Source organism: Microbulbifer regidiadema (SeqCode) (genome assembly GCF_052467605.1).
Window position 1 is genome coordinate 3,416,136 of record NZ_CP174316.1, and the last position, 17,732, is coordinate 3,433,867.

Sequence of the window (17,732 nt, forward strand, 5' to 3'; positions counted from 1 at the left end):
AAATTAACCAGCTTGATACACTGACATCAGTTTAAACACCGAGTCCCGCTACCTAAACCGCGTCGTTTTTTATTGACACGGCAAGGTGCCGGGACCGTGGCCGTACCGGCCACCAGGGTCTAGCGGGAAACTGCGCGGCCTCCCGCAATTGGAAAGGCGTTTAATGTTACAAGACAATTTTGGCCGCAGGTTTTACTACCTGCGCCTGTCCGTGACGGACATCTGCAACTACCGCTGCAACTACTGCCTGCCCGAGGGCATCGGTTGCGGACGCTCCCTGGACGGGGAAAACCCACTCTCAGTGGCTGAGGTGGGCACCTTGGTGCGCGCTTTTGCCTCTTTGGGTACGGAAAAGGTACGCCTTACTGGCGGAGAGCCCTCCCTGCGCAAAGACCTGGTGCCGCTACTCGAAGCCGTGCGCGCCAGCGATAAGATTCGCCGCCTCGCCATCACCACCAACGGTTACCGCCTGCCCAGTCAGATTGATGACTGGCACCGTGCGGGCCTGGATCAGGTCAATGTCAGTATCGACAGCCTCGACCCGGCTCAATTCCACCATATCACCGGCCACAACCGCCTGGATAAAGCCTTAGCTGGCCTGGATCGCGCCCTGGCCTTGGGTATCGATACCAAGGTCAACGCAGTGCTGATGCGCCAGTACAACCTGGCGGAGCTGGATAATTTCCTCGCCTGGGTTCGCGAGACTCCGGTGACCCTGCGTTTTATTGAGTTGATGCGCACCGGCGATAACCGCGACTTCTTCGCCAGCAACCATGTCTCCGGTGGCGATATAGAAACCCTGTTGTTGCGCGAAGGCTGGGAGCAGGCTATCCGCACCCGCGATGCGGGCCCGGCGCGGGAGTACTTCCACCCGGATTACGCCGGCCGTATCGGCCTGATTACCCCCTATGGCAAAGACTTTTGTGCCAGCTGCAACCGCCTGCGGGTATCCGCCCAGGGCAAGTTGCACCTGTGTCTGTTCGCCGATCAGGGCTTTGATATGCGCGAAATCATCGCCGCTGGCGACAGCGATGCGCTGGCGGCCCATATCCGCGAGCTGATAGTCGATAAGACCGCAGGCCACCATTTACACGAAGGGTTTACCGGCGCTACCCGCAACCTGGCGATGCTGGGGGGGTAGTTTTATGAGTGAGCTTCAGGGGGGCAAATCGACAATCGGCGTGGTACTGGCCGGCGGCCGCTCCAGCCGGATGGGCCGCGACAAGGCTCTGCTGGTACACCCGCAACAGGGCAATTTTTTACAGTATGCCGAGGCCCTATTGAGTGAGTTATCGCTGGAAAAAATCGTGACTAGTGGCGCTCGCCCCGGCGCTATTGCAGACTTGGTGCCGGAGCGGGGCCCTCTGGGTGGTCTCTACTCGGTCGCGCTGGCGACCGGCGCCGATGCGGCCCTGGTGATCCCGGTCGATATGCCCTTACTCGGGCGGGAACACCTCACAGAGTTATTGACCGAGGGGCAGGCAAGAGGCCGCCCCTGTTATTTTGATGGCCACTTTTTCCCCCTGTGGCTGCCCTTAACTGGCGACTGCGTCGATTATTTGCGCCGTGCGGTGGAAGGCAGTGTACGCAATTCTGTCGGCGCGCTGCTACGTCACCTGGGGGGGGAATCCATACCGATTAAAAATGCCGGCGATTGGCATCGCAATATCAATACGCCGGCAGATTATCTCGGCCTGAGTAGGCCAGATAAAACGCTAGAAAACAGTTTTGTGAGAGACCACTGATTATGTCCGCACACGCCAGTAAAGAATTTGTACCGCTCAATATCGCGGTACTCACGGTATCCGATACCCGCAACGAGCAGACCGATACTTCCGGCCAGTATCTGGTGGAAGCCCTTAAAACTGCCGGCCATCGGCTCGCGGATAAACGCATTGCCCCGGACGATATTTATCAGATGCGCGCGCTGGTCTCCGCCTGGATTGCAGATCCGACAGTGCAGGTGGTATTGGTGACCGGTGGTACCGGCTTTACCGAGCGCGACTCCACACCGGAGGCCCTGAGCCCGCTGTTCGATAAAACCGTCGACGGCTTCGGCGAGCTGTTCCGCCATATTTCCCTGGGGGATATCGGCAGCTCCACTATACAGTCGCGCGCGCTCGCCGGTCTCGCCAATCGCACACTGATCTGCTGCATGCCCGGTTCCACCGGTGCCTGTCGTACGGCCTGGGAGGGCATATTGCTGGAGCAATTGGATGCCCGCCACAAGCCCTGCAACTTTGTCCCCCATGTGCGCTCTGTCAGCGCGCCCTGCGAGAGCCGGGGGTAATTCGTGAGTCAGCTAACCCATTTAAACCAGCGCGGCGAAGCCAGTATGGTGGATGTCACCGAGAAGGCTATCACCGACCGCAGCGCCCTAGCCGAGAGCAGTATCTGCATGAGTGCAGAGGCTTTTGAACTGCTGAGCCAGGGGGCTCACAAGAAAGGCGATGTCCTATCCATAGCCCGTATCGCCGGTATCCAGGCTGCGAAGAAAACCTCGGATCTCATTCCCCTGTGCCACCCCCTGGCACTGACCAAGGTAGCGGTGGACTTTGAATTGCAGCCGGAAAAGCACAGCGTGCATATCAGCGCTTTCTGCCGTTTGGCGGGGCGCACGGGGGTAGAGATGGAAGCTTTGACAGCGGCTTCGGTAGCGGCGCTAACCATTTATGATATGTGTAAGGCTGTGGACCCGGCGATGGAAATTGGCCCAACCCGCCTGCTGCAGAAAAACGGCGGCAAGCGCGGCCGCTGGCGCGCTGACGCAGCGGACAAAGTGTAAAAATTGTAGAGGTATACAGCGATGGTCAAGGTTCTGTTTTTCGCACGCCTGCGCCAGCAATTGGGCCTGGGTGAGATTGCCCTGGAGAACTTTTCCGGCAGTCTCAGCGAGCTGCGCAACACCCTATGTGAGCAGTACCCGGATTGGAGCGCGCATCTGCAACGGGACGATATCCGTATGGCCCTGAACCAGGAGCTGGCGGAAAGCGGAGCCCTGGTAAAAGCCGGGGATGAAGTTGCATTTTTCCCGCCGGTTACCGGCGGCTAGTGGTGCTCGCATGAACCCTGTTGATCGTATCGAAGTCTGTGCAACGCCTCTCGACGTAGCGGCTGAATACACCGCGCTACAGGGCCGTAGTGGCGATGGTGCCTGTGCCCTGTTTGTGGGTTCGGTGCGGGACTTCAATGCCGGTAGTGATGTCTGCGGTTTGGCCCTGGAACACTATGCGGGCATGACCGAAAAGAGCCTGCAACGGATTATCAATGCTGCCCGCGAGCGCTGGTCCCTGGGGCGTGTCACCATTGTTCACCGGGTTGGTCCCATGCAGGTCAACGATGAGATTGTTTTTGTCGGCGTTACCAGCGCCCACCGCCAGGCCGCCTTTGCCGCCTGCCAATACATTATGGATCGCCTCAAAACCGAGGCGCCTTTTTGGAAGCGCGAAGTGATTGCCGATGAGCGTGGCCAGCCTTCAGAGCGCTGGGTTGAGGCCCGGGTCAGCGATACTGCGGAGATGGAAAAGTGGTCCGAAGGCTGAGCCTGCCATTGTTCATTTTACTGGTGACGATTGCACTGCCGGTAAATGCGGATAATTGCACTTTGCGAGTGGCGGTAGCGGCCAGCTTTCGCCCGGCACTGGAGCGGGTGCTGCCAGAATTTGAGCGTCGCCATGCCTGCGCGGTGCGACTCAGCAGTGGCAGCTCCGGGCTGCTCTACCAACAAATAGCGCACCGCGCGCCCTTCGATTTATTCCTGTCTGCCGATCGCGAGCGTCCCGAACTGTTGGAAAAGCAGGGCGGGGCACTGGCCAACACTCGTCAGACTTACGCCCTGGGTTTACTCGCTCTCTGGCACCCAAAATCAGAATCGAACATCGAGCAGTTACTGCAAATCTGGCTCGGTAAAATCGTATTAGCTGATCCCGAGGTGGCCCCCTTTGGTAGCGCCGCCCGGCAGGTACTGCAAAGCCTGGGTTTGTGGGAGGAAAAGCAAGCCCAGTTAGCTCGGGCCCACAACGCCGGCCAAGCCTATTTAATACTGGACTCCGGCAATGCACAGCTGGGTTTTGTCGCCGCCAGCCAGGTGTTGGCAGCCGGCCGCGATCACTTCTGGTTGCTGCCGCAGCATTTGTATAACCCTATTGAGCAGCAGCTAGTGATTCCCACTCAGAGCCGCCGCCCTAAAAAGGCGCAGTCTCTCGCCGATTACTTGCGCTCAGCGGAAGTACAGCTGCAACTGCACCGTTTGGGTTACGGTGTGTTGACGGCGCAATATCGAGGGAGCGGTTTATGAATATCGCCGCTGCCGATTGGCAGGCTCTGTGGCTGACGTTAAAGCTGGCCGGCTTAACGACCTTACTGCTGTTTATAATTGGCGTGCCGCTGGCCTGGAAATTGAGCCAATGGCAGAGCCGCTGGCGCCACGGTATAGAGGTATTAATTACCCTGCCACTGGTACTGCCACCCACAGTGTTGGGCTTTTATTTACTACTGTTGTTTTCCCCCAATTACGCCCCCGGTCAGTGGCTGTCATATATTTTTCACGGTCCCCTGGTGTTTTCCTTTACCGGCTTGGTATTTGCTTCGGTGATTTATTCCCTGCCGTTTATGGTGCAGCCGCTATTGGCTGCATTTAATACTAATGGTCGGCGCCTGATCCAGGCCGCCGCTGCACTGGGTATTCCACCCTGGGCGGCACTGCTAAAAGTGCTGTTACCGGCCAGCCGCGCCGCTATTGTGAGCGCCTGCGCTTTGACTTTTGCCCACACCCTGGGGGAGTTCGGGGTGGTGCTGATGATTGGTGGCGCTATTCCCGCTGAGACCCAGGTGGTTTCCATCGCGCTCTATCAACATGTGGAGGCGATGGAGTACGGGGCGGCGCACCGGTTGGCTTTGCTATTGATGGGGATCAGCACCCTGCTGTTGCTCGCCGCGCGCTGGCTGGGGTATAGACTGGCCCCGCGTGGAGCAAACGGCGAGCGCGCTAAGCCGGTTATGGGGGTACTGGGTTAGTGGAAATCACCTCACCTCTGTTCGGTACTGCGGCCAGCTCCTCTGAGGTTATCGGGCTCAGCGTTACCGGGTTGGTGACCTCGCTGAATAGCGCCACACCCTGGCAGTTGGAGCTGCCGGCCTCTGGCATTTTTGGCCTGACCGGTCCCTCTGGCAGTGGCAAAAGTACACTGCTGGCAGCGCTGGCCGGCCAGCGCTGCTGCCGGGGCAATATCACTTTTGCCAATACGCTCTGGCAGCGCGGGCGCCGCGCCCTGGCTAGCCACAAGAGAAGCCTCTCTTTAGGCTTTCAGGATAGCCGTCTGTTTGCCGGCCAATCGGTGGCTGATAACCTGGCACTGGCTCGCCGCTACAGTCGCAGGCCGCTGCCCGAGCAAGAGTGTGATCGGCTATTAAAGGCTTTTGGTATTGACGCGCTGCTACATCAGCCGGTGGAATTGCTCTCTGGCGGCGAGGCTCAGCGAGTGGCCGTATTGCGCCAGCTTTTTAATAATGCACCTTTGCAGTTATTGGATGAACCGCTATCAGCGGTTGACCGCGCTCAGGTACTGCGGCGCCTATTGCCGATCCTGCGGGATTTCTGGGCTCGATATCCGGCGCTGGTAATCTGGACCAGTCACGACTTTGACGAAATACAGCTGCTGGCCCAGCGCTGTTTGTGGATGGATTCCGCCAAGTTGTCCGCGCCACTTCCCCTGGCCGAAGTTGCCCGGCGTTTAGATCGCCAGGGAGTGGCGGATAGCTGCCGCAGCCGGATCGAAGCGCGAGTGGAATCCCTGCGCGCTGGCTTACTGACTTTGGATTGGGGTGGGGTTCCTATCTTTGCCGATAGAGTAACGGGGCATTATCGCAAAGGCGATAGTGCAGCTTTTCTGCTACAAGCCGGAGATATCAGCCTCTGTGTAGAGAAGCCGGGTCTGTCCAGTATCCTCAATTGCCTGCCGGTAACTTTAGTGACCCAGCAACAGCTTGTTGATGGCCGCATACGCCTGCGATTAACTGCGGCAGAACAGGTGTTTTACGCCGATATTTCCCGCCTCTCCTGCGAGCGTCTACAGCTGCGGGAAGGTGCTGGCTACTTTGCCCAGTTTAAGGCCGGTAGTCTTGCTGGGTTATAAGATTCCATTTTGAGCCTGTTTAATAGAGCGCTTGTTCTTCGTGTGCTCTTTGGTAAAGATGGGACAATGGCTTTTCAGGGCAGGCGTGCAGTAGCCGCGAAGGGCAGACCTGGCAATTGATTTCCGCCGGCCTCACTGAGCCATTGATTATTTGTGCATTGGGTATCAGTGATGTCAGCGTGAAGATTTAGATTAAACACTTATTAAAAAGGTTGGGTATGGGCTCTGCGTTCTCGCAAAACGGCAGTGAGTGATTTGTCCCAACTGCAAAGGAATGAAGTAAGAGGTATTGTCCATGTCCACCATTGACTGCTGTAACCAAGCGGGCCTGATGCCCATAGAAAGTGCCCGCGAAAAACTTCTCGAAGCTCTGAGCCCCGTCGATGGCAGCGAAATATTGCCCCTGGCACAAGCTAATGGCCGAGTCTTGGCCGAGGACGTTGTCTCCACCGTTAACCTACCGCCCTGTGACAATGCGGCGATGGATGGCTACGCCCTGCGTTTCGAGGATCTGGCCAGTGGCTTGCCGCTGGAGCTGATCGGCAAGTCCTTTGCCGGGGCGCCTTTCGAGGGGGTACTGAACCCGGGCACTTGTGTGCGCATTATGACCGGAGCTGCGCTCCCTGTCGGTGCGGATACTGTGGTGATGCAGGAAAATGTCGACACTCTCGCCGGCTCGATACGAATCAACGGTGCAGTTCGCCCCGGCGAGCATATCCGCCGCTGCGCTGAGGATGTGGCCGCAGGGGCCTGCCTGCTTAAGGCTGGCGAGCGTATCGGCGTTCCCCATCTCGCTCTGCTCGCCGCCGCCGGTGTCGGCACGGTTAGCTTGGTACGCAAACCGGTAATCGCGCTGTTCTCCACCGGCGACGAACTGCGCCAGCCCGGTGAGGTTTTAAACAAGGGCGATATCTACGATAGCAACCGCATCGCGCTGTTGGCGGCTATTGAGCAGTTGGATTTGGCGGTCTTGGACTTGGGCATATTGCCCGATAACAAGCGGGCTATTAGCGAAGTTTTGCAGCGCGCGGCCCGAGCGGCCGATGCCATTATTACCTCTGGGGGTGTCTCCGTTGGCGAAGCGGATTACACCCGCGAAGTGTTGGAAGAACTGGGAGAGATAGGTTTCTGGAAAGTGGCGATGAAGCCCGGTAAACCTTTTGCCTTTGGTTTCCTGCAGGAAACGCCCTTCTTCGGCCTCCCGGGCAATCCGGTTTCCGCTCTGGTGACTTTCTACCAGCTGGCCGTGCCCGCGCTGAGTGTCATGAAAGGTGATCGGTGGACTGGCCCGCAGACTTTACAGGCAAAATTGTTAAAACCCCTAAAGAAAAAGCCCGGCCGCACAGACTTCCAGCGGGGTACTTATCGCAGCGATGAAAATGGGGAGCTGGTGGTAGAGCCGGTGGGTACCCAGGGGAGCCATATCCTTACCGGTTTGGCTGCGGCTAACTGCTTTATCGTTTTGGCGCGCGAGAGTGGCAGTGTGGAAGCGGGGGAGCTGGTAGCAATTGAACCTTTGGGGGTGCCGTTGGCGTAGGGGCTCCCGATATCGTGCAGGTAGGAAGGGAATCCTATAGGCTCATTGCTTCAGAAGACATGCCTATGTAGCGGACCTGCTCGTCTGTCATTGAGCTGGACGCCGCAAGTATTACTCGCTGGCCATCTTTACTGGCTTCGCTAAAGTCAGCGGGATCATATTGTTTACAGCTTTTCAGCGCTAATATTTTCATTCCCTGCCTATCAAGGTATTGCTCAAATAAAGACATAGCGTCTTCTTTGCTACTGGCCGGAACAAAAGCTGTTCCAATTATGAATTTAGAGCCATCTTCATTCATGGGTGAGAAATCACCGAGTGATGCTTTGTGCTCAATTAGCCAAATACTTGTTCCTTCCACTGCATAATTCTCAGGAATAAAGGTAAGGCTATTTTGATGTAAGGCGCTATGCGCCTGCAAATGCGATTAAAGCAGGTGCGCAATATTGGTATTTTTTTGATTTCCGCTGTGCCGATTATATCTCTATTAAAATTTTATCCAGTTAAGCTTGTTGGGTTGGCGTGATAAGTTCTATCCTTTAAGGTTATCATTTGCTCATATGAGTGACCGCTAGTTGACTGTAACCGAGCTGTATATTCGAGTATCAATTATGGAAGATTATCAGTCTCCCCTTTATATGCAGAGAGGAATTTGTGGCTAAATTAATCCCCGCTCTTGGTTCCTGCCTTGCCAAAATGACTTCAGGTGAAAGGCGCTTTGCTCGGCGTCTCGAAGCGCTTCTGGAGGATGATTATCTGTGCTGGTTTGATATCCCCCTGGGAGAAAAGCGCCGTTATCCAGATTTTATCATCCTGCACCCTTCTCGCGGTATTCTATTCTTGGAGGTTAAAGACTGGAAGCCATCCAGTGTTAAGCGTATTAGTCATTCTGAGGTTGAACTCGAAACCCCCAGCGGTCGTAAAAAAGTGAGTAACCCGATCGAGCAGGCTAGGCAGTGTAGCTACCAGGTTCTAAAGGTGCTGGAGGCTGACCCCCAGTTGCAGCAGGCAATGGGGAAGCATAAAGGGAAACTGTGCTTTCCATATGGGTATGGTGTGGTATTTTCTAATATCACGCGCAAGCAACTTGATAAGGGTATCCCGGAGGAGTATCGCGATAAATTACTGCCAAGCCACCTGTTGATCTGTCGGGATGAGATGACAGAAAGCGTTAGCGCAGAAGAATTCCAAGAGCGATTATGGGGGATGTTTAATTACCAGTTTGGTAATAAATTAACCCTGCCTCAGATTGATCGTATTCGCTGGTATCTATTTCCAGAAATACGTATTGAATCAGCACAGGAAGACTTGTTTGCTGAAAATGAGGAGAGTGCAGCGGAGAGCACATTAGTTGAAAGTGTACCAGATATTGTAAAAATCATGGATATACAGCAAGAACAGCTAGCCCGCAGCTTGGGGGATGGTCATCGCGTTGTTCATGGTGTTGCGGGTTCTGGCAAAACATTAATTCTGGGGTATCGATGTCTCTATTTGGCCGAGGCGTTAAACAAGCCCATTTTAGTGCTGTGCTTCAATATTACGCTTGCCGCTCGGCTGCGTAGTTTTATTAGTGAAAAAGGTATCGACAATCGGGTTCAGGTTTATCATTTTCACGATTGGTGCGGCGAGCAGTTGCGAGCTTATCATGTTGATCTAATCAATAGGGATGCTCCCATTTGGGAGCGGCAAGTATTCACGGTGATTGATTCGGTTGAGAAAGGGCATATTCCCAAGGGACAGTACGGGGCGGTGCTGATTGATGAGGGGCATGATTTTGAAGCGGAATGGCTAACCTTAATTTCTCAGATGGTTGATCCTGATACTAATTCACTGCTGCTACTGTACGATGATGCACAGTCTATTTATAAGAGAAAGTCAGGTCTTGGTTTTAGCTTGTCGAGTGTGGGGATAAAGGCTCAGGGGCGAACTACGATACTTAGGCTAAACTATCGCAATACAAGAGAAATTCTCGATTTTGCATATCATTTTGCCAAGGACTACTTCTCTCAATCTAATGACTCCGAGGTTCCCTTAATCGAGCCTAAAACAGCGGGGAAAAGTGGTGCTGAACCGTCGGTGAAAAGCTTTGAAAGCCTAGAAGACGAGATTGAATTTGCGCTGCGTTGTTTAACGGCTTGGCATCAGAAAGGGAGGGCGTGGAAAGATATAGCAGTACTATATCCAGGAGGGCGTGCGGGAAAACTGATGACTGCTGCAATGAAGCAGGCTGGAATTCCTTGTATTTGGCTTGCGGCCGGCCAATACAAAAAGCGCTACAACCCCGATTCTGAAACTGTCAGTGTTATGCCGATCCCTAGCAGTAAGGGGTTAGAGTTTGATACCGTAATTATTCTTGATGGTAGCTATGAGTCTAACTATCAGGAAGATAAAGATATTGACCTCGCCGATGATGTACGCCGTATGTATGTTGGCCTGACACGAGCACAAGAACGGTTGTTGGTTTGCTATCACCGCAGAAATCAACTGAGTGAAATGCTGGTAGGTTAGTTTGTGGGGGATAGCTTGAATATAGGTTTTACTTCTTAATTCATTGTTCCTCTTCAAAGCTTGCAATTGCTTTACCACTTTCTTGTCACTTCTTCCATATCCATGGGTTCGCCATTTGACTGGGTGCAATGTAAGACTGAATCTTGTTGTCGGAGGTTGCAGCTATAGCGTCAATCCCTGCTTGGTGTAAAGCAGCATTTGGATTAGTTGGGAACTGGCTATATACAAGGAGGTTCGCAGAGACAGGTAGCACGCGAGGATTAGCCTCGCCTTGTGGGCTTGTTGCTCTGCGGCAGCTGCGCGACCTCTGAGTAAAACCTGAGTCCGAACGGAATCTGGGGGTTGGTTATAACAAGGGCGCAGAGGCGGATCGCGCGTGAGGATTAGCTTCGCCCTGCGGCAGCTGCGCGGCTTCCGAGTCGAACCTGAGTCCGAACAAAGCCTGGGAGTTGGCCATATACAAAGAAGCCCGCATAAGCGGGCTTCTTTGTATATGGCCCGCCCGAGAGGATTCGAACCTCTGACCTTCGCCTCCGGAGGGCGACGCTCTATCCAGCTGAGCTACGGGCGGTTTTGGCTGTCTGCGCCAATGGGAGGCGGATTATACCGAAGCTGGGGGACGGATTAAAGGGGATTTGGGTTATATAGTCTTTGGCAGGGGGCGGTGCAGTGCTTATAATGCGCAGCGTAAGGGTTTGCGGCAGTATATTGAACGTTTGCGGGCCAACTCACTTCGGTCCTTTGGGGGAATATGATGAAGAGTATTTTGGGTATTGTGGCGGCACTGGCCGTCAGTGCGGCTGCGGCAGTGGCCCAGCAGTCTGTTGATGAACAAATCGCAGAGCGCATTGCGCCGGCAGGTGAAACCTGCATGAAGGGCGAGGAGTGTGCGGCGGCAGTAGCGGCGGCACCTGAAGGTGCCAGCGGCGGCGGTACTCGCAGCGGTGAGGATATCTACAATGCAAGCTGCCAGACCTGCCATGCATTAGGTGTTGCAGGTGCGCCTAGATTTGGCGATGCAGCTGCCTGGGCTCCCCGTATTGCCCAGGGCATGGACACTCTGTATAGCCATGCGATTAATGGCTTCAATGCTATGCCAGCCAAAGGCCTGTGTATGGACTGTAGCGATGATGAAGTGAAGGCTGCAGTTGATTATATGGCCGATAACAGTAAATAAGCTGTTCCGCGCTATAGGAAAAAGGCCGCTCATTGAGCGGCCTTTTTTGTTATTTATCTAGGGTGGCTTACCTTCAGCCAACTGGATTTTTGCCATTAGCAATGTTCAGTTACTATTCTGTTCTTCCCATAAGCTAAATAGATTGGGTATAAAAATAAACACCATTAACTGTCTTTAGTGACTATAGGTAACATTTTTTATTAAATAGTCTGTAGTCATCGATGTAATAAGCTGTAATTAGGTCTTCTATCCCTCCAATCTCCCAAAATCTGTATTATTCGCGCCTGCTCGTAAGTCAGATGTATACAACAACAAAAGGAAATTGCGTGTATGACGTTAGGTAAGTTTCTTTCTTTCGCTGCTCTATCGTTTCTATTGGCTGCTTGTCGTGGTGGAGATAATAACGGAAATAGTGAAAATGTCGGATCATCAGAGGCGTCTGGAGAAAGCGGCTCACAATCAGCTCAGCTGACTATTCAAGGTTTAATAGGGGAAGATATTGACGGTATTGCTTCAGTGGTGATCAAAGTCGGCGACACCGATTACGATGCAATTGTTGATAGCAAAGCTTTCTCTGCAGAGATTAAAAATGCAGCGACTGATGATTTGGTTAGTATAGTTGTTCACTACCCTCCGACTGAGGAACGTAAAGAAATTATTCTCAAATCTTATGTGGGAGATTTTTCACAAATTGAGGCGAGAGAGAGTGAAGGCTTTGTTTCTGTTAATGAATTTCCAGCACTTTATATAAATGCCTTGTCTACCACTTCAGCTGCTTTTCTGGAAAAAGTTAATGAAGGTGATATCACTACATCCGATGAATTATTGGTTGCATCACAGGTTTTACCACAGGAAATGTTGTTGGAGAGTGCTGTTGGTCTTAGGTATATAGTTAATGGCGGTGATTCGTCACTATTTTCTCACGAAAATACTTATGATTTCATACAGGATTATCCAGTAGCTGCAAAAGTGGCACTAAATTTAAAAAGCACGCCTTCCGTAAGTGGTGAAACCTATGAGCAGATTCTTGAACAGTTTGTTAGTGATGATAAACAAATTGTTCCTGTTGAAGGTTATTCTGGGGAGGACTTTATATTTGTAACCTTACATACTTACAGTGAACGTATTCAAGGATTGGCGGTTAATCTATCAGGTGGCTCATCCGGTTCTGGAAAATTTGTAGATCGTTATTCTAGCTATGAAAAAAATAACTCTGTAAGTTTTGAAGTGACTGAAAATATCACAACTTTAGATGTGTCTGAATTGGGCCGAACTAGTGATTTCCCTGATTATTGCCTTAATGCTGAAAGCTCTATCGCTGATTTGAAGAGTGTTCGGTTAATAAAGTATTATGATGCTGCATTTTATTCTGCATATAAGGTTGACTATGCTTATTCTTGTCAGTTGCAGGGTGAAGGTGGAGAGACTGTTGATTTTGTTTTGGTGGACCGATTCGCTCAGGTAAATAACCAGCGGGTTGGTAGCCTAGAGGGGATATCTTCATCTGAGTTTTCTATTCTTGGGTTTAGGGATCGCTCTGAATATAGTAACTTTTCATCTGTGGAGCTTTGGGAGCCGTCGATTATTACTCCGAATGAGAATGGAACGATTGATCAGAGATTTGACTTTCTCTCTGATTATGTAGATAGCGGTGTGCTCTCATTCAATGATGTTGGGAATTTGATTATCGAAAGTAATCGCGGTGTAAAAGTAGAGTATTACACTTTTGGAGTTGATGGTGCAGCCATCCGAACTTTAGGCGTATTACGCCGAGAAGATGGTTCTTTAGCTTCGATTGACGGGGGTTATGCCACTCCGGTTGTACGCGGTACTGAGATTCCTGTTCCTTCAGATATTTTTAATTATGGTGGTATTTTCGATCCACTTGATCCGGAATTGCCGAATTATTACGAGCAATTTGGATTGCGCTATTATACAGATGGTAGTGGTATACAGGTATCTAAAGGGAATGATTACATCACTGAATACGCATCGAGTCTTTTCGGTTGGTCTGATAAAGGTGATTTCCGAGAGCATAGATACTTTGTAGATAATGTTGAATTTGAGGTATATAGCAGCTGTTCAGGTGACAATGTAAATTGTGTGGAATGGCGTTATCGAGAAGTTGAGCCACTATTTTTTGACGGTACATTTTATTATCTTCGTGTTTACCAGGAGATGGACAGCTGTAAGCGTAACGGTGATGAATCATGTTTAGGCGCTTCGGGTTATATTGACCGTTGGAAATTATCTGCAATACAGTAGTTCATCGATAAGTCTATTTTTCTGATGGAATTGCTGGCTTAGAATAGTATTTTTTCACGAATATATAAAGGCTTGATAATTCTTCTGAACTAGAGCTTTGTATTCTGTTGATAGTTCAAAATAAAAGGGCCACTCAGCTGAGTGGCCCTTTGCTAGAAGAGTTGATTAACTGATTAAGTTTATTAATCAAACATACTCAACAAAGACCCCAGAGTTTCCTCTCCCTTCGCCTGATTCTGCTCCGGTGTCGCCTTGCCAAACCCCTCTAGCAATACATCCTCTTCCGGCAGCTCGTCGATAAAGCGGCTGGGCGTGGTGTCCTGGGTTTCGCCGAACTGCTTGCGCTTGCCGGCCAGGGTCATAGTGAGGGTGCGCTGGGCGCGGGTGATGCCCACGTAGGTGAGACGGCGCTCCTCTTGGATATTGTCGTCTTCGATACTGTTGCGGTGGGGAAGTAAGTTCTCTTCCATACCGATCATAAACACGTGCGGGAACTCCAGGCCCTTGGCGGCGTGCAGGGTCATCAGGCTGACCTTATCGGTGGCTTCCTCTTCCTCCTGGCGCTCCAGCATGTCCCGCAGGATTAGTTTGGAGATGGCCTGTTCCAAGCGAATATCCTGCTCCAGCTCATCGTCGGTGCCCTCCATAATCTTGTTGAGGCTTTCCAGCAACCAATACACATTCTCCATGCGCTTCTCGGCCACCTTCTCGCTGCTGGCGTTTTGTGAGAGCCAGCCGGCGTAGTCGATATCTTCCAGCATCTCGCGCAGGGCGCTATTAGCACTGGTATCGCGACAGTTTCGCTGTACCCCTTCGAGCCACAGGGCGAAGCGGTTTAGGCGCTCATAGCCCTGCTCGTTGATATATTCCTTAAAACCCAGTTCCGAGCAGGCCTTGAACATGGAGATCTCGCGGCCCTTGGCATAGTTGCCCAGGGCTTCCAGGCTGCTGGTGCCTATCTGGCGGCGCGGAGTGTTGATAATACGCAGGAACGCATTGTCATCGTCCGGGTTTACCAGCAGGCGCAGGTAGGCCATGACGTCCTTGATCTCGGCACGGGCGAAGAAGGAGGTGCCGCCGGACATCTGGTAGGGAATCTGGTGTTCCTGCAATTTCATTTCGATCAGGCGCGCCTGGTGATTGCCGCGATAGAGCACGGCAAAATCCATAAACTTGCAGCCGCGACGGCTCTTTTGCAGGAAGATCTCGTTGGCGACGCGCTCTGCCTCCTCGTTTTCATTGGCCACTTTGAGTACGCGGATCTCTTCCCCCAGACCGCGATCGGACCACAGGGCCTTGTCGAACTCATGGGGGTTGTGGGCGATCAGGTGGTTGGCCACCTTGAGGATACGGCTGGTGGAGCGGTAGTTCTGCTCCAGCTTGATCAGGCGCAGGTTGGGGAAATCGCTCTTCAGCGCACTCATATTCTCCGGGCGCGCGCCGCGCCAAGCGTAGATAGACTGGTCGTCATCCCCCACCACAGTGAGGCCGCCGCGCCCGCCCACCAGTAGCTTCACCAGTAGGTACTGGGAGTTATTGGTGTCCTGATACTCGTCCACCAGCAGGTAGCGAATCTTCTTGCGCCAACGCTGCAATAGCTCCGGGTCCTTGTCGAACAACTGCACCGGCAGCAGGATCAGGTCGTCGAAGTCGACCGCATTGTAGGCTTTGAGGGCTTCGCAGTAGCGGTCGTAGGCGATAGCGATGGCCTGCTCACCGGGGCTCTGCGCCTGTTCCATAGCGCGGCGCGGGGTGAGCATATCGTTCTTCCAGTTGGAAATCTGGTTCTGCACCCGGTCCAGCAGATCCGTATCCAGGTCGCCATCTCTCAACATCAGCTCTTTGATCAGGGCGCGGGCGTCTTCGGCATCGAAGATAGAGAAGCCCGGCTTAAAGCCGGCGGCGCGGTATTCCTTGCGCAGGATATTCAGCCCCAGGTTGTGGAAGGTGGACACGGTGAGGCCGTGACTCGCCTTGGAGCGCTTGCCATCCGGGCCTGCCAGCAGCTTGCCGACCCGCTCTTTCATCTCCCGCGCCGCCTTGTTGGTGAAGGTGAGGGCGGCGATATTGCGCGCGGCATAGCCACACTGCTCGATCAGGTAGGCGATCTTGCGGGTGATTACGCTGGTCTTGCCGGAGCCGGCGCCAGCCAGTACCAGGCAGGGGCCATCGACATACTTCACGGCTTCGGATTGGCGGGGGTTGAGCTGGGTCATAGATGGAGCTGCATCTTCGCGTAGCGGAAAACAGCAGATTCTAGCAGCCTTGACTCAAATCCTCCCAGCACCAGTGTGAACGATCGGCCACGCGTATACTTTGTGCCTGGGATTGGCTATAACTGCGCCTTATTTCCCGCTTGTGTAACCTCCATGCAACAACCTATTGCCGGCTACCACCTGGATGAAGAGGACCACTGGGTGGCGGAACTCGCCTGTGGTCATTTCCAACATGTACGCCACAATCCCCCCTGGACCAACCGGCCCTGGGTAATCACTAAAGAGGGGCGCGAGTCCATGCTGGGATTCCAGCTCAATTGCAAGAAATGCGATGAGGGCGCAGCGCCCGATACGCTCGATAAGGTTGTATAGCCATGACAAAACTCTGGGTCGATGCCGATGCCTGCCCGGTCGCCATCAAGGAAATCCTGTTTCGCGCCGCCGAGCGCACCGCCACCGAATTGACACTGGTGGCCAACCAAGCGGTGCGGGTGCCGCCGTCGCGCTATATCCGCTCCGTGCAAGTCACCGCCGGCTTTGATGTAGCGGATAACGAGATAGTGCAGCGCTGTGAGGCGGGGGACCTGATTATTACCAGCGATATTCCCCTGGCCGCAGAGGTGATCGATAAGGGTGCAGAGGCCTTGAATCCCCGTGGGGAGCGTTACACCAAAGCCAATATCCGCGCGCGTCTGAATATGCGGGACTTTATGGATACCCTGCGCTCCAGCGGCGTGCATACCGGCGGACCTCCGGCCCTGAGTCAGGCGGACCGCAAAGCTTTCGCCGATCAGTTGGACCGGTGGCTGGCGAAGAGCCGCAAGTAACTTTAAAGGGAATTGCCGTGGAGAACTTGAGACTGAAGCCAATGGAAGAGTGGCAACTCCCAACGTTGATGTCCTGGCTTTTGGGCAATATTACCAACACCTGGGCCGCGGCCACCTAAGTCGCTTAATTGTCTCGCCCAATCATCGCGGAGCTGGATTGGGGCGTGCGCTGGTAGTACAGCTTGCACAAACAGGAACTAGAGCCCTGGATGCAATCGAGTGCTCTTTATTTGTCCTGCGTACTAATCTAGCGTCTAGCGGCACGGACTCTCTACCAGAAATTGGGCTTTGAGGAAGCGGCTTATCCAGGGCAGCGAAAATGGCTGGATCAGTGCGATTTTATGGTTGCACCGTCTAAAGGTTTTCAGCAGAAATAAAATATTGAATAGCGAATATTCCATGCCTGAATTAATACAACCCACGACCGAACGCTTACAGCTGCGCCAGTGGCGAGAGGAAGATAAGCCTGTATTTGCCGAAATGAATGCCGACCCTAAGGTGATGGAGTTCTTCCCATCATTGCTGACGCGACAGCAGAGTGATGCCGGTGTGGATCGCAGTATTGCGCATATTGAGAAATACGGCTGGGGCTTTTGGGCCTTGGAGCTGAGAGACACCAACGAGTTTCTCGGATTTGTCGGTATGAAAAATGTGACCGAAGATTTGCCCTTCACTCCAGCGGTAGAGATTGGCTGGCGCTTGGCCTTTCCCCATTGGGGAAAAGGCTATGCCAGTGAAGCTGCACAAGCATCTTTGGATGTAGCTTTTAATACCCTGAATCTCAGCGAAGTCGTTTCCTTTACTGCACTACAAAACCTTCGTTCCCAGCGGGTGATGGAGCGACTGGGTATGCGGCGGGATTCTCTCGTCTTTGAACACCCACTGGTCCCCAGCGAAAGCCATCTGCAGCGGCACTGCCTTTATCGCTTAAGTGCTGATGATTGGAAAAAATCTTGATGTGATTAGCTTCAGTTAGCTCGGGAACCATTACTTTTTCTTGGGTTCGGAGAGGGGGTGAATATGAGGTTCACCCCCTCTTCAACAATAACCAAGCAAATATAGTCCCGCCAT

The 17,732-nt window shown here is 52.9% G+C and carries 19 protein-coding genes, 1 tRNA gene and 1 riboswitch; of the genes, 17 read left to right on the forward strand and 3 right to left on the reverse strand.

Annotation, left to right across the window (positions count from 1 at the left end; translation table 11 throughout):
- Positions 1 to 24: 24 nt before the first annotated feature.
- A riboswitch (molybdenum cofactor riboswitch) is annotated at positions 25 to 175 on the forward strand.
- From moaA to moeA, 10 genes are all read left to right on the forward strand, one after another.
- Positions 164 to 1,141, forward strand: coding sequence for a GTP 3',8-cyclase MoaA (moaA, locus tag ACJJIF_RS15580; RefSeq protein WP_444929247.1), 978 nt, complete (start codon positions 164 to 166; stop codon positions 1,139 to 1,141). It overlaps the preceding riboswitch by 12 nt.
- Positions 1,142 to 1,145: 4 nt before the next feature.
- Entirely contained in the window at positions 1,146 to 1,745 is a 600-nt protein-coding gene (gene mobA / locus ACJJIF_RS15585) for a molybdenum cofactor guanylyltransferase (RefSeq protein ID WP_444929248.1), read from the forward strand.
- A gap of 2 nt (positions 1,746 to 1,747) precedes the next feature.
- Positions 1,748 to 2,290, forward strand: a complete 543-nt coding sequence (gene moaB / locus ACJJIF_RS15590) for a molybdenum cofactor biosynthesis protein B (RefSeq protein WP_444929249.1) — start codon at positions 1,748 to 1,750, stop codon at positions 2,288 to 2,290.
- Between the two features lie 3 nt (positions 2,291 to 2,293).
- Complete coding sequence (gene moaC, locus ACJJIF_RS15595) at positions 2,294 to 2,785, forward strand: cyclic pyranopterin monophosphate synthase MoaC (protein WP_444929250.1); 492 nt, start codon at positions 2,294 to 2,296, stop codon at positions 2,783 to 2,785.
- 21 nt (positions 2,786 to 2,806) lie between these two features.
- Positions 2,807 to 3,052, forward strand: coding sequence for a molybdopterin converting factor subunit 1 (moaD, locus tag ACJJIF_RS15600; RefSeq protein WP_444929251.1), 246 nt, complete (start codon positions 2,807 to 2,809; stop codon positions 3,050 to 3,052).
- Positions 3,053 to 3,062: 10 nt separating this feature from the next.
- Positions 3,063 to 3,542 carry a molybdopterin synthase catalytic subunit MoaE gene (gene moaE, locus ACJJIF_RS15605; RefSeq protein WP_444929252.1) on the forward strand — a complete coding sequence of 160 codons (480 nt, stop codon included), beginning with the start codon at positions 3,063 to 3,065 and terminating at the stop codon, positions 3,540 to 3,542.
- Positions 3,527 to 4,297, forward strand: coding sequence for a molybdate ABC transporter substrate-binding protein (gene modA, locus ACJJIF_RS15610; protein ID WP_444929253.1), 771 nt, complete (start codon positions 3,527 to 3,529; stop codon positions 4,295 to 4,297). Before moaE ends, modA begins: the two co-directional genes overlap by 16 nt.
- Entirely contained in the window at positions 4,294 to 5,016 is a 723-nt protein-coding gene (gene modB, locus ACJJIF_RS15615) for a molybdate ABC transporter permease subunit (RefSeq protein WP_444929254.1), read from the forward strand. The genes modA and modB overlap by 4 nt, the downstream gene beginning before the upstream one ends.
- Positions 5,016 to 6,134 (forward strand): ATP-binding cassette domain-containing protein, encoded by a 1,119-nt coding sequence (locus ACJJIF_RS15620; protein ID WP_444929255.1) that lies wholly within the window; start codon positions 5,016 to 5,018, stop codon positions 6,132 to 6,134. The genes modB and ACJJIF_RS15620 overlap by 1 nt, the downstream gene beginning before the upstream one ends.
- Before the next feature lie 295 nt (positions 6,135 to 6,429).
- Positions 6,430 to 7,671, forward strand: coding sequence for a molybdopterin molybdotransferase MoeA (moeA, locus tag ACJJIF_RS15625; RefSeq protein ID WP_444929256.1), 1,242 nt, complete (start codon positions 6,430 to 6,432; stop codon positions 7,669 to 7,671).
- Between the two features lie 34 nt (positions 7,672 to 7,705).
- Here moeA and ACJJIF_RS15630 read toward each other — a convergent pair whose 3' ends face one another.
- On the reverse strand, positions 7,706 to 8,029 hold the full coding sequence (locus ACJJIF_RS15630; RefSeq protein WP_444929257.1) for a hypothetical protein: 324 nt from the start codon (positions 8,027 to 8,029) through the stop codon (positions 7,706 to 7,708).
- A gap of 293 nt (positions 8,030 to 8,322) precedes the next feature.
- Here ACJJIF_RS15630 and ACJJIF_RS15635 point away from each other — a divergent pair, with 293 nt between their 5' ends.
- Entirely contained in the window at positions 8,323 to 10,176 is a 1,854-nt protein-coding gene (locus tag ACJJIF_RS15635; protein ID WP_444929258.1) for a 3'-5' exonuclease, read from the forward strand.
- A 494-nt stretch (positions 10,177 to 10,670) separates the two neighbouring features.
- Here the strand turns inward: ACJJIF_RS15635 and ACJJIF_RS15640 are convergent.
- A tRNA-Arg gene (locus ACJJIF_RS15640) sits at positions 10,671 to 10,747 on the reverse strand.
- Positions 10,748 to 10,930: 183 nt separating this feature from the next.
- Between ACJJIF_RS15640 and ACJJIF_RS15645 the strand changes: the two genes are divergently transcribed.
- Both ACJJIF_RS15645 and ACJJIF_RS15650 read left to right on the forward strand, forming a co-directional pair.
- A complete protein-coding gene (locus ACJJIF_RS15645) occupies positions 10,931 to 11,353 on the forward strand; it encodes a c-type cytochrome (RefSeq protein WP_444929259.1) in 423 nt (140 codons plus the stop codon).
- 330 nt (positions 11,354 to 11,683) lie between these two features.
- A complete protein-coding gene (locus ACJJIF_RS15650; RefSeq protein WP_444929260.1) occupies positions 11,684 to 13,618 on the forward strand; it encodes a hypothetical protein in 1,935 nt (644 codons plus the stop codon).
- Between the two features lie 182 nt (positions 13,619 to 13,800).
- Here the strand turns inward: ACJJIF_RS15650 and rep are convergent, their stop codons facing one another.
- A complete protein-coding gene (rep, locus tag ACJJIF_RS15655) occupies positions 13,801 to 15,834 on the reverse strand; it encodes a DNA helicase Rep (protein ID WP_444929261.1) in 2,034 nt (677 codons plus the stop codon).
- A 153-nt stretch (positions 15,835 to 15,987) separates the two neighbouring features.
- On the opposite strand from rep, the gene ACJJIF_RS15660 reads away from it, so the two are divergent.
- The 4 genes from ACJJIF_RS15660 (at position 15,988) to ACJJIF_RS15675 (ending at position 17,618) form a co-directional block, all read left to right on the forward strand.
- Positions 15,988 to 16,206 (forward strand): DUF3565 domain-containing protein, encoded by a 219-nt coding sequence (locus ACJJIF_RS15660; protein WP_444929262.1) that lies wholly within the window; start codon positions 15,988 to 15,990, stop codon positions 16,204 to 16,206.
- Positions 16,207 to 16,208: 2 nt separating this feature from the next.
- Complete coding sequence (locus ACJJIF_RS15665; protein WP_152450565.1) at positions 16,209 to 16,661, forward strand: YaiI/YqxD family protein; 453 nt, start codon at positions 16,209 to 16,211, stop codon at positions 16,659 to 16,661.
- A 49-nt stretch (positions 16,662 to 16,710) separates the two neighbouring features.
- On the forward strand, positions 16,711 to 16,953 hold the full coding sequence (locus ACJJIF_RS15670) for a GNAT family N-acetyltransferase (protein ID WP_444929263.1): 243 nt from the start codon (positions 16,711 to 16,713) through the stop codon (positions 16,951 to 16,953).
- 107 nt (positions 16,954 to 17,060) lie between these two features.
- A complete protein-coding gene (locus ACJJIF_RS15675) occupies positions 17,061 to 17,618 on the forward strand; it encodes a GNAT family N-acetyltransferase (protein WP_444929264.1) in 558 nt (185 codons plus the stop codon).
- Positions 17,619 to 17,732: the final 114 nt, after the last annotated feature.

What these genes read in the sequence shown, in the direction of transcription:
- moaA (WP_444929247.1), top strand. Translation starts at nt 164, where the DNA reads ATGTTACAAGACAATTTTGGCCGCAGGTTTTACTACCTGCGCCTGTCC.
- mobA (WP_444929248.1), top strand. Translation starts at nt 1,146, where the DNA reads ATGAGTGAGCTTCAGGGGGGCAAATCGACAATCGGCGTGGTACTGGCC.
- moaB (WP_444929249.1), top strand. Translation starts at nt 1,748, where the DNA reads ATGTCCGCACACGCCAGTAAAGAATTTGTACCGCTCAATATCGCGGTA.
- moaD (WP_444929251.1), top strand. Translation starts at nt 2,807, where the DNA reads ATGGTCAAGGTTCTGTTTTTCGCACGCCTGCGCCAGCAATTGGGCCTG.
- moaE (WP_444929252.1), top strand. Translation starts at nt 3,063, where the DNA reads ATGAACCCTGTTGATCGTATCGAAGTCTGTGCAACGCCTCTCGACGTA.
- modB (WP_444929254.1), top strand. Translation starts at nt 4,294, where the DNA reads ATGAATATCGCCGCTGCCGATTGGCAGGCTCTGTGGCTGACGTTAAAG.
- moeA (WP_444929256.1), top strand. Translation starts at nt 6,430, where the DNA reads ATGTCCACCATTGACTGCTGTAACCAAGCGGGCCTGATGCCCATAGAA.
- ACJJIF_RS15645 (WP_444929259.1), top strand. Translation starts at nt 10,931, where the DNA reads ATGAAGAGTATTTTGGGTATTGTGGCGGCACTGGCCGTCAGTGCGGCT.
- ACJJIF_RS15650 (WP_444929260.1), top strand. Translation starts at nt 11,684, where the DNA reads ATGACGTTAGGTAAGTTTCTTTCTTTCGCTGCTCTATCGTTTCTATTG.
- rep (WP_444929261.1), bottom strand. Translation starts at nt 15,834, where the DNA reads ATGACCCAGCTCAACCCCCGCCAATCCGAAGCCGTGAAGTATGTCGAT.
- ACJJIF_RS15660 (WP_444929262.1), top strand. Translation starts at nt 15,988, where the DNA reads ATGCAACAACCTATTGCCGGCTACCACCTGGATGAAGAGGACCACTGG.
- ACJJIF_RS15665 (WP_152450565.1), top strand. Translation starts at nt 16,209, where the DNA reads ATGACAAAACTCTGGGTCGATGCCGATGCCTGCCCGGTCGCCATCAAG.
- ACJJIF_RS15675 (WP_444929264.1), top strand. Translation starts at nt 17,061, where the DNA reads ATGCCTGAATTAATACAACCCACGACCGAACGCTTACAGCTGCGCCAG.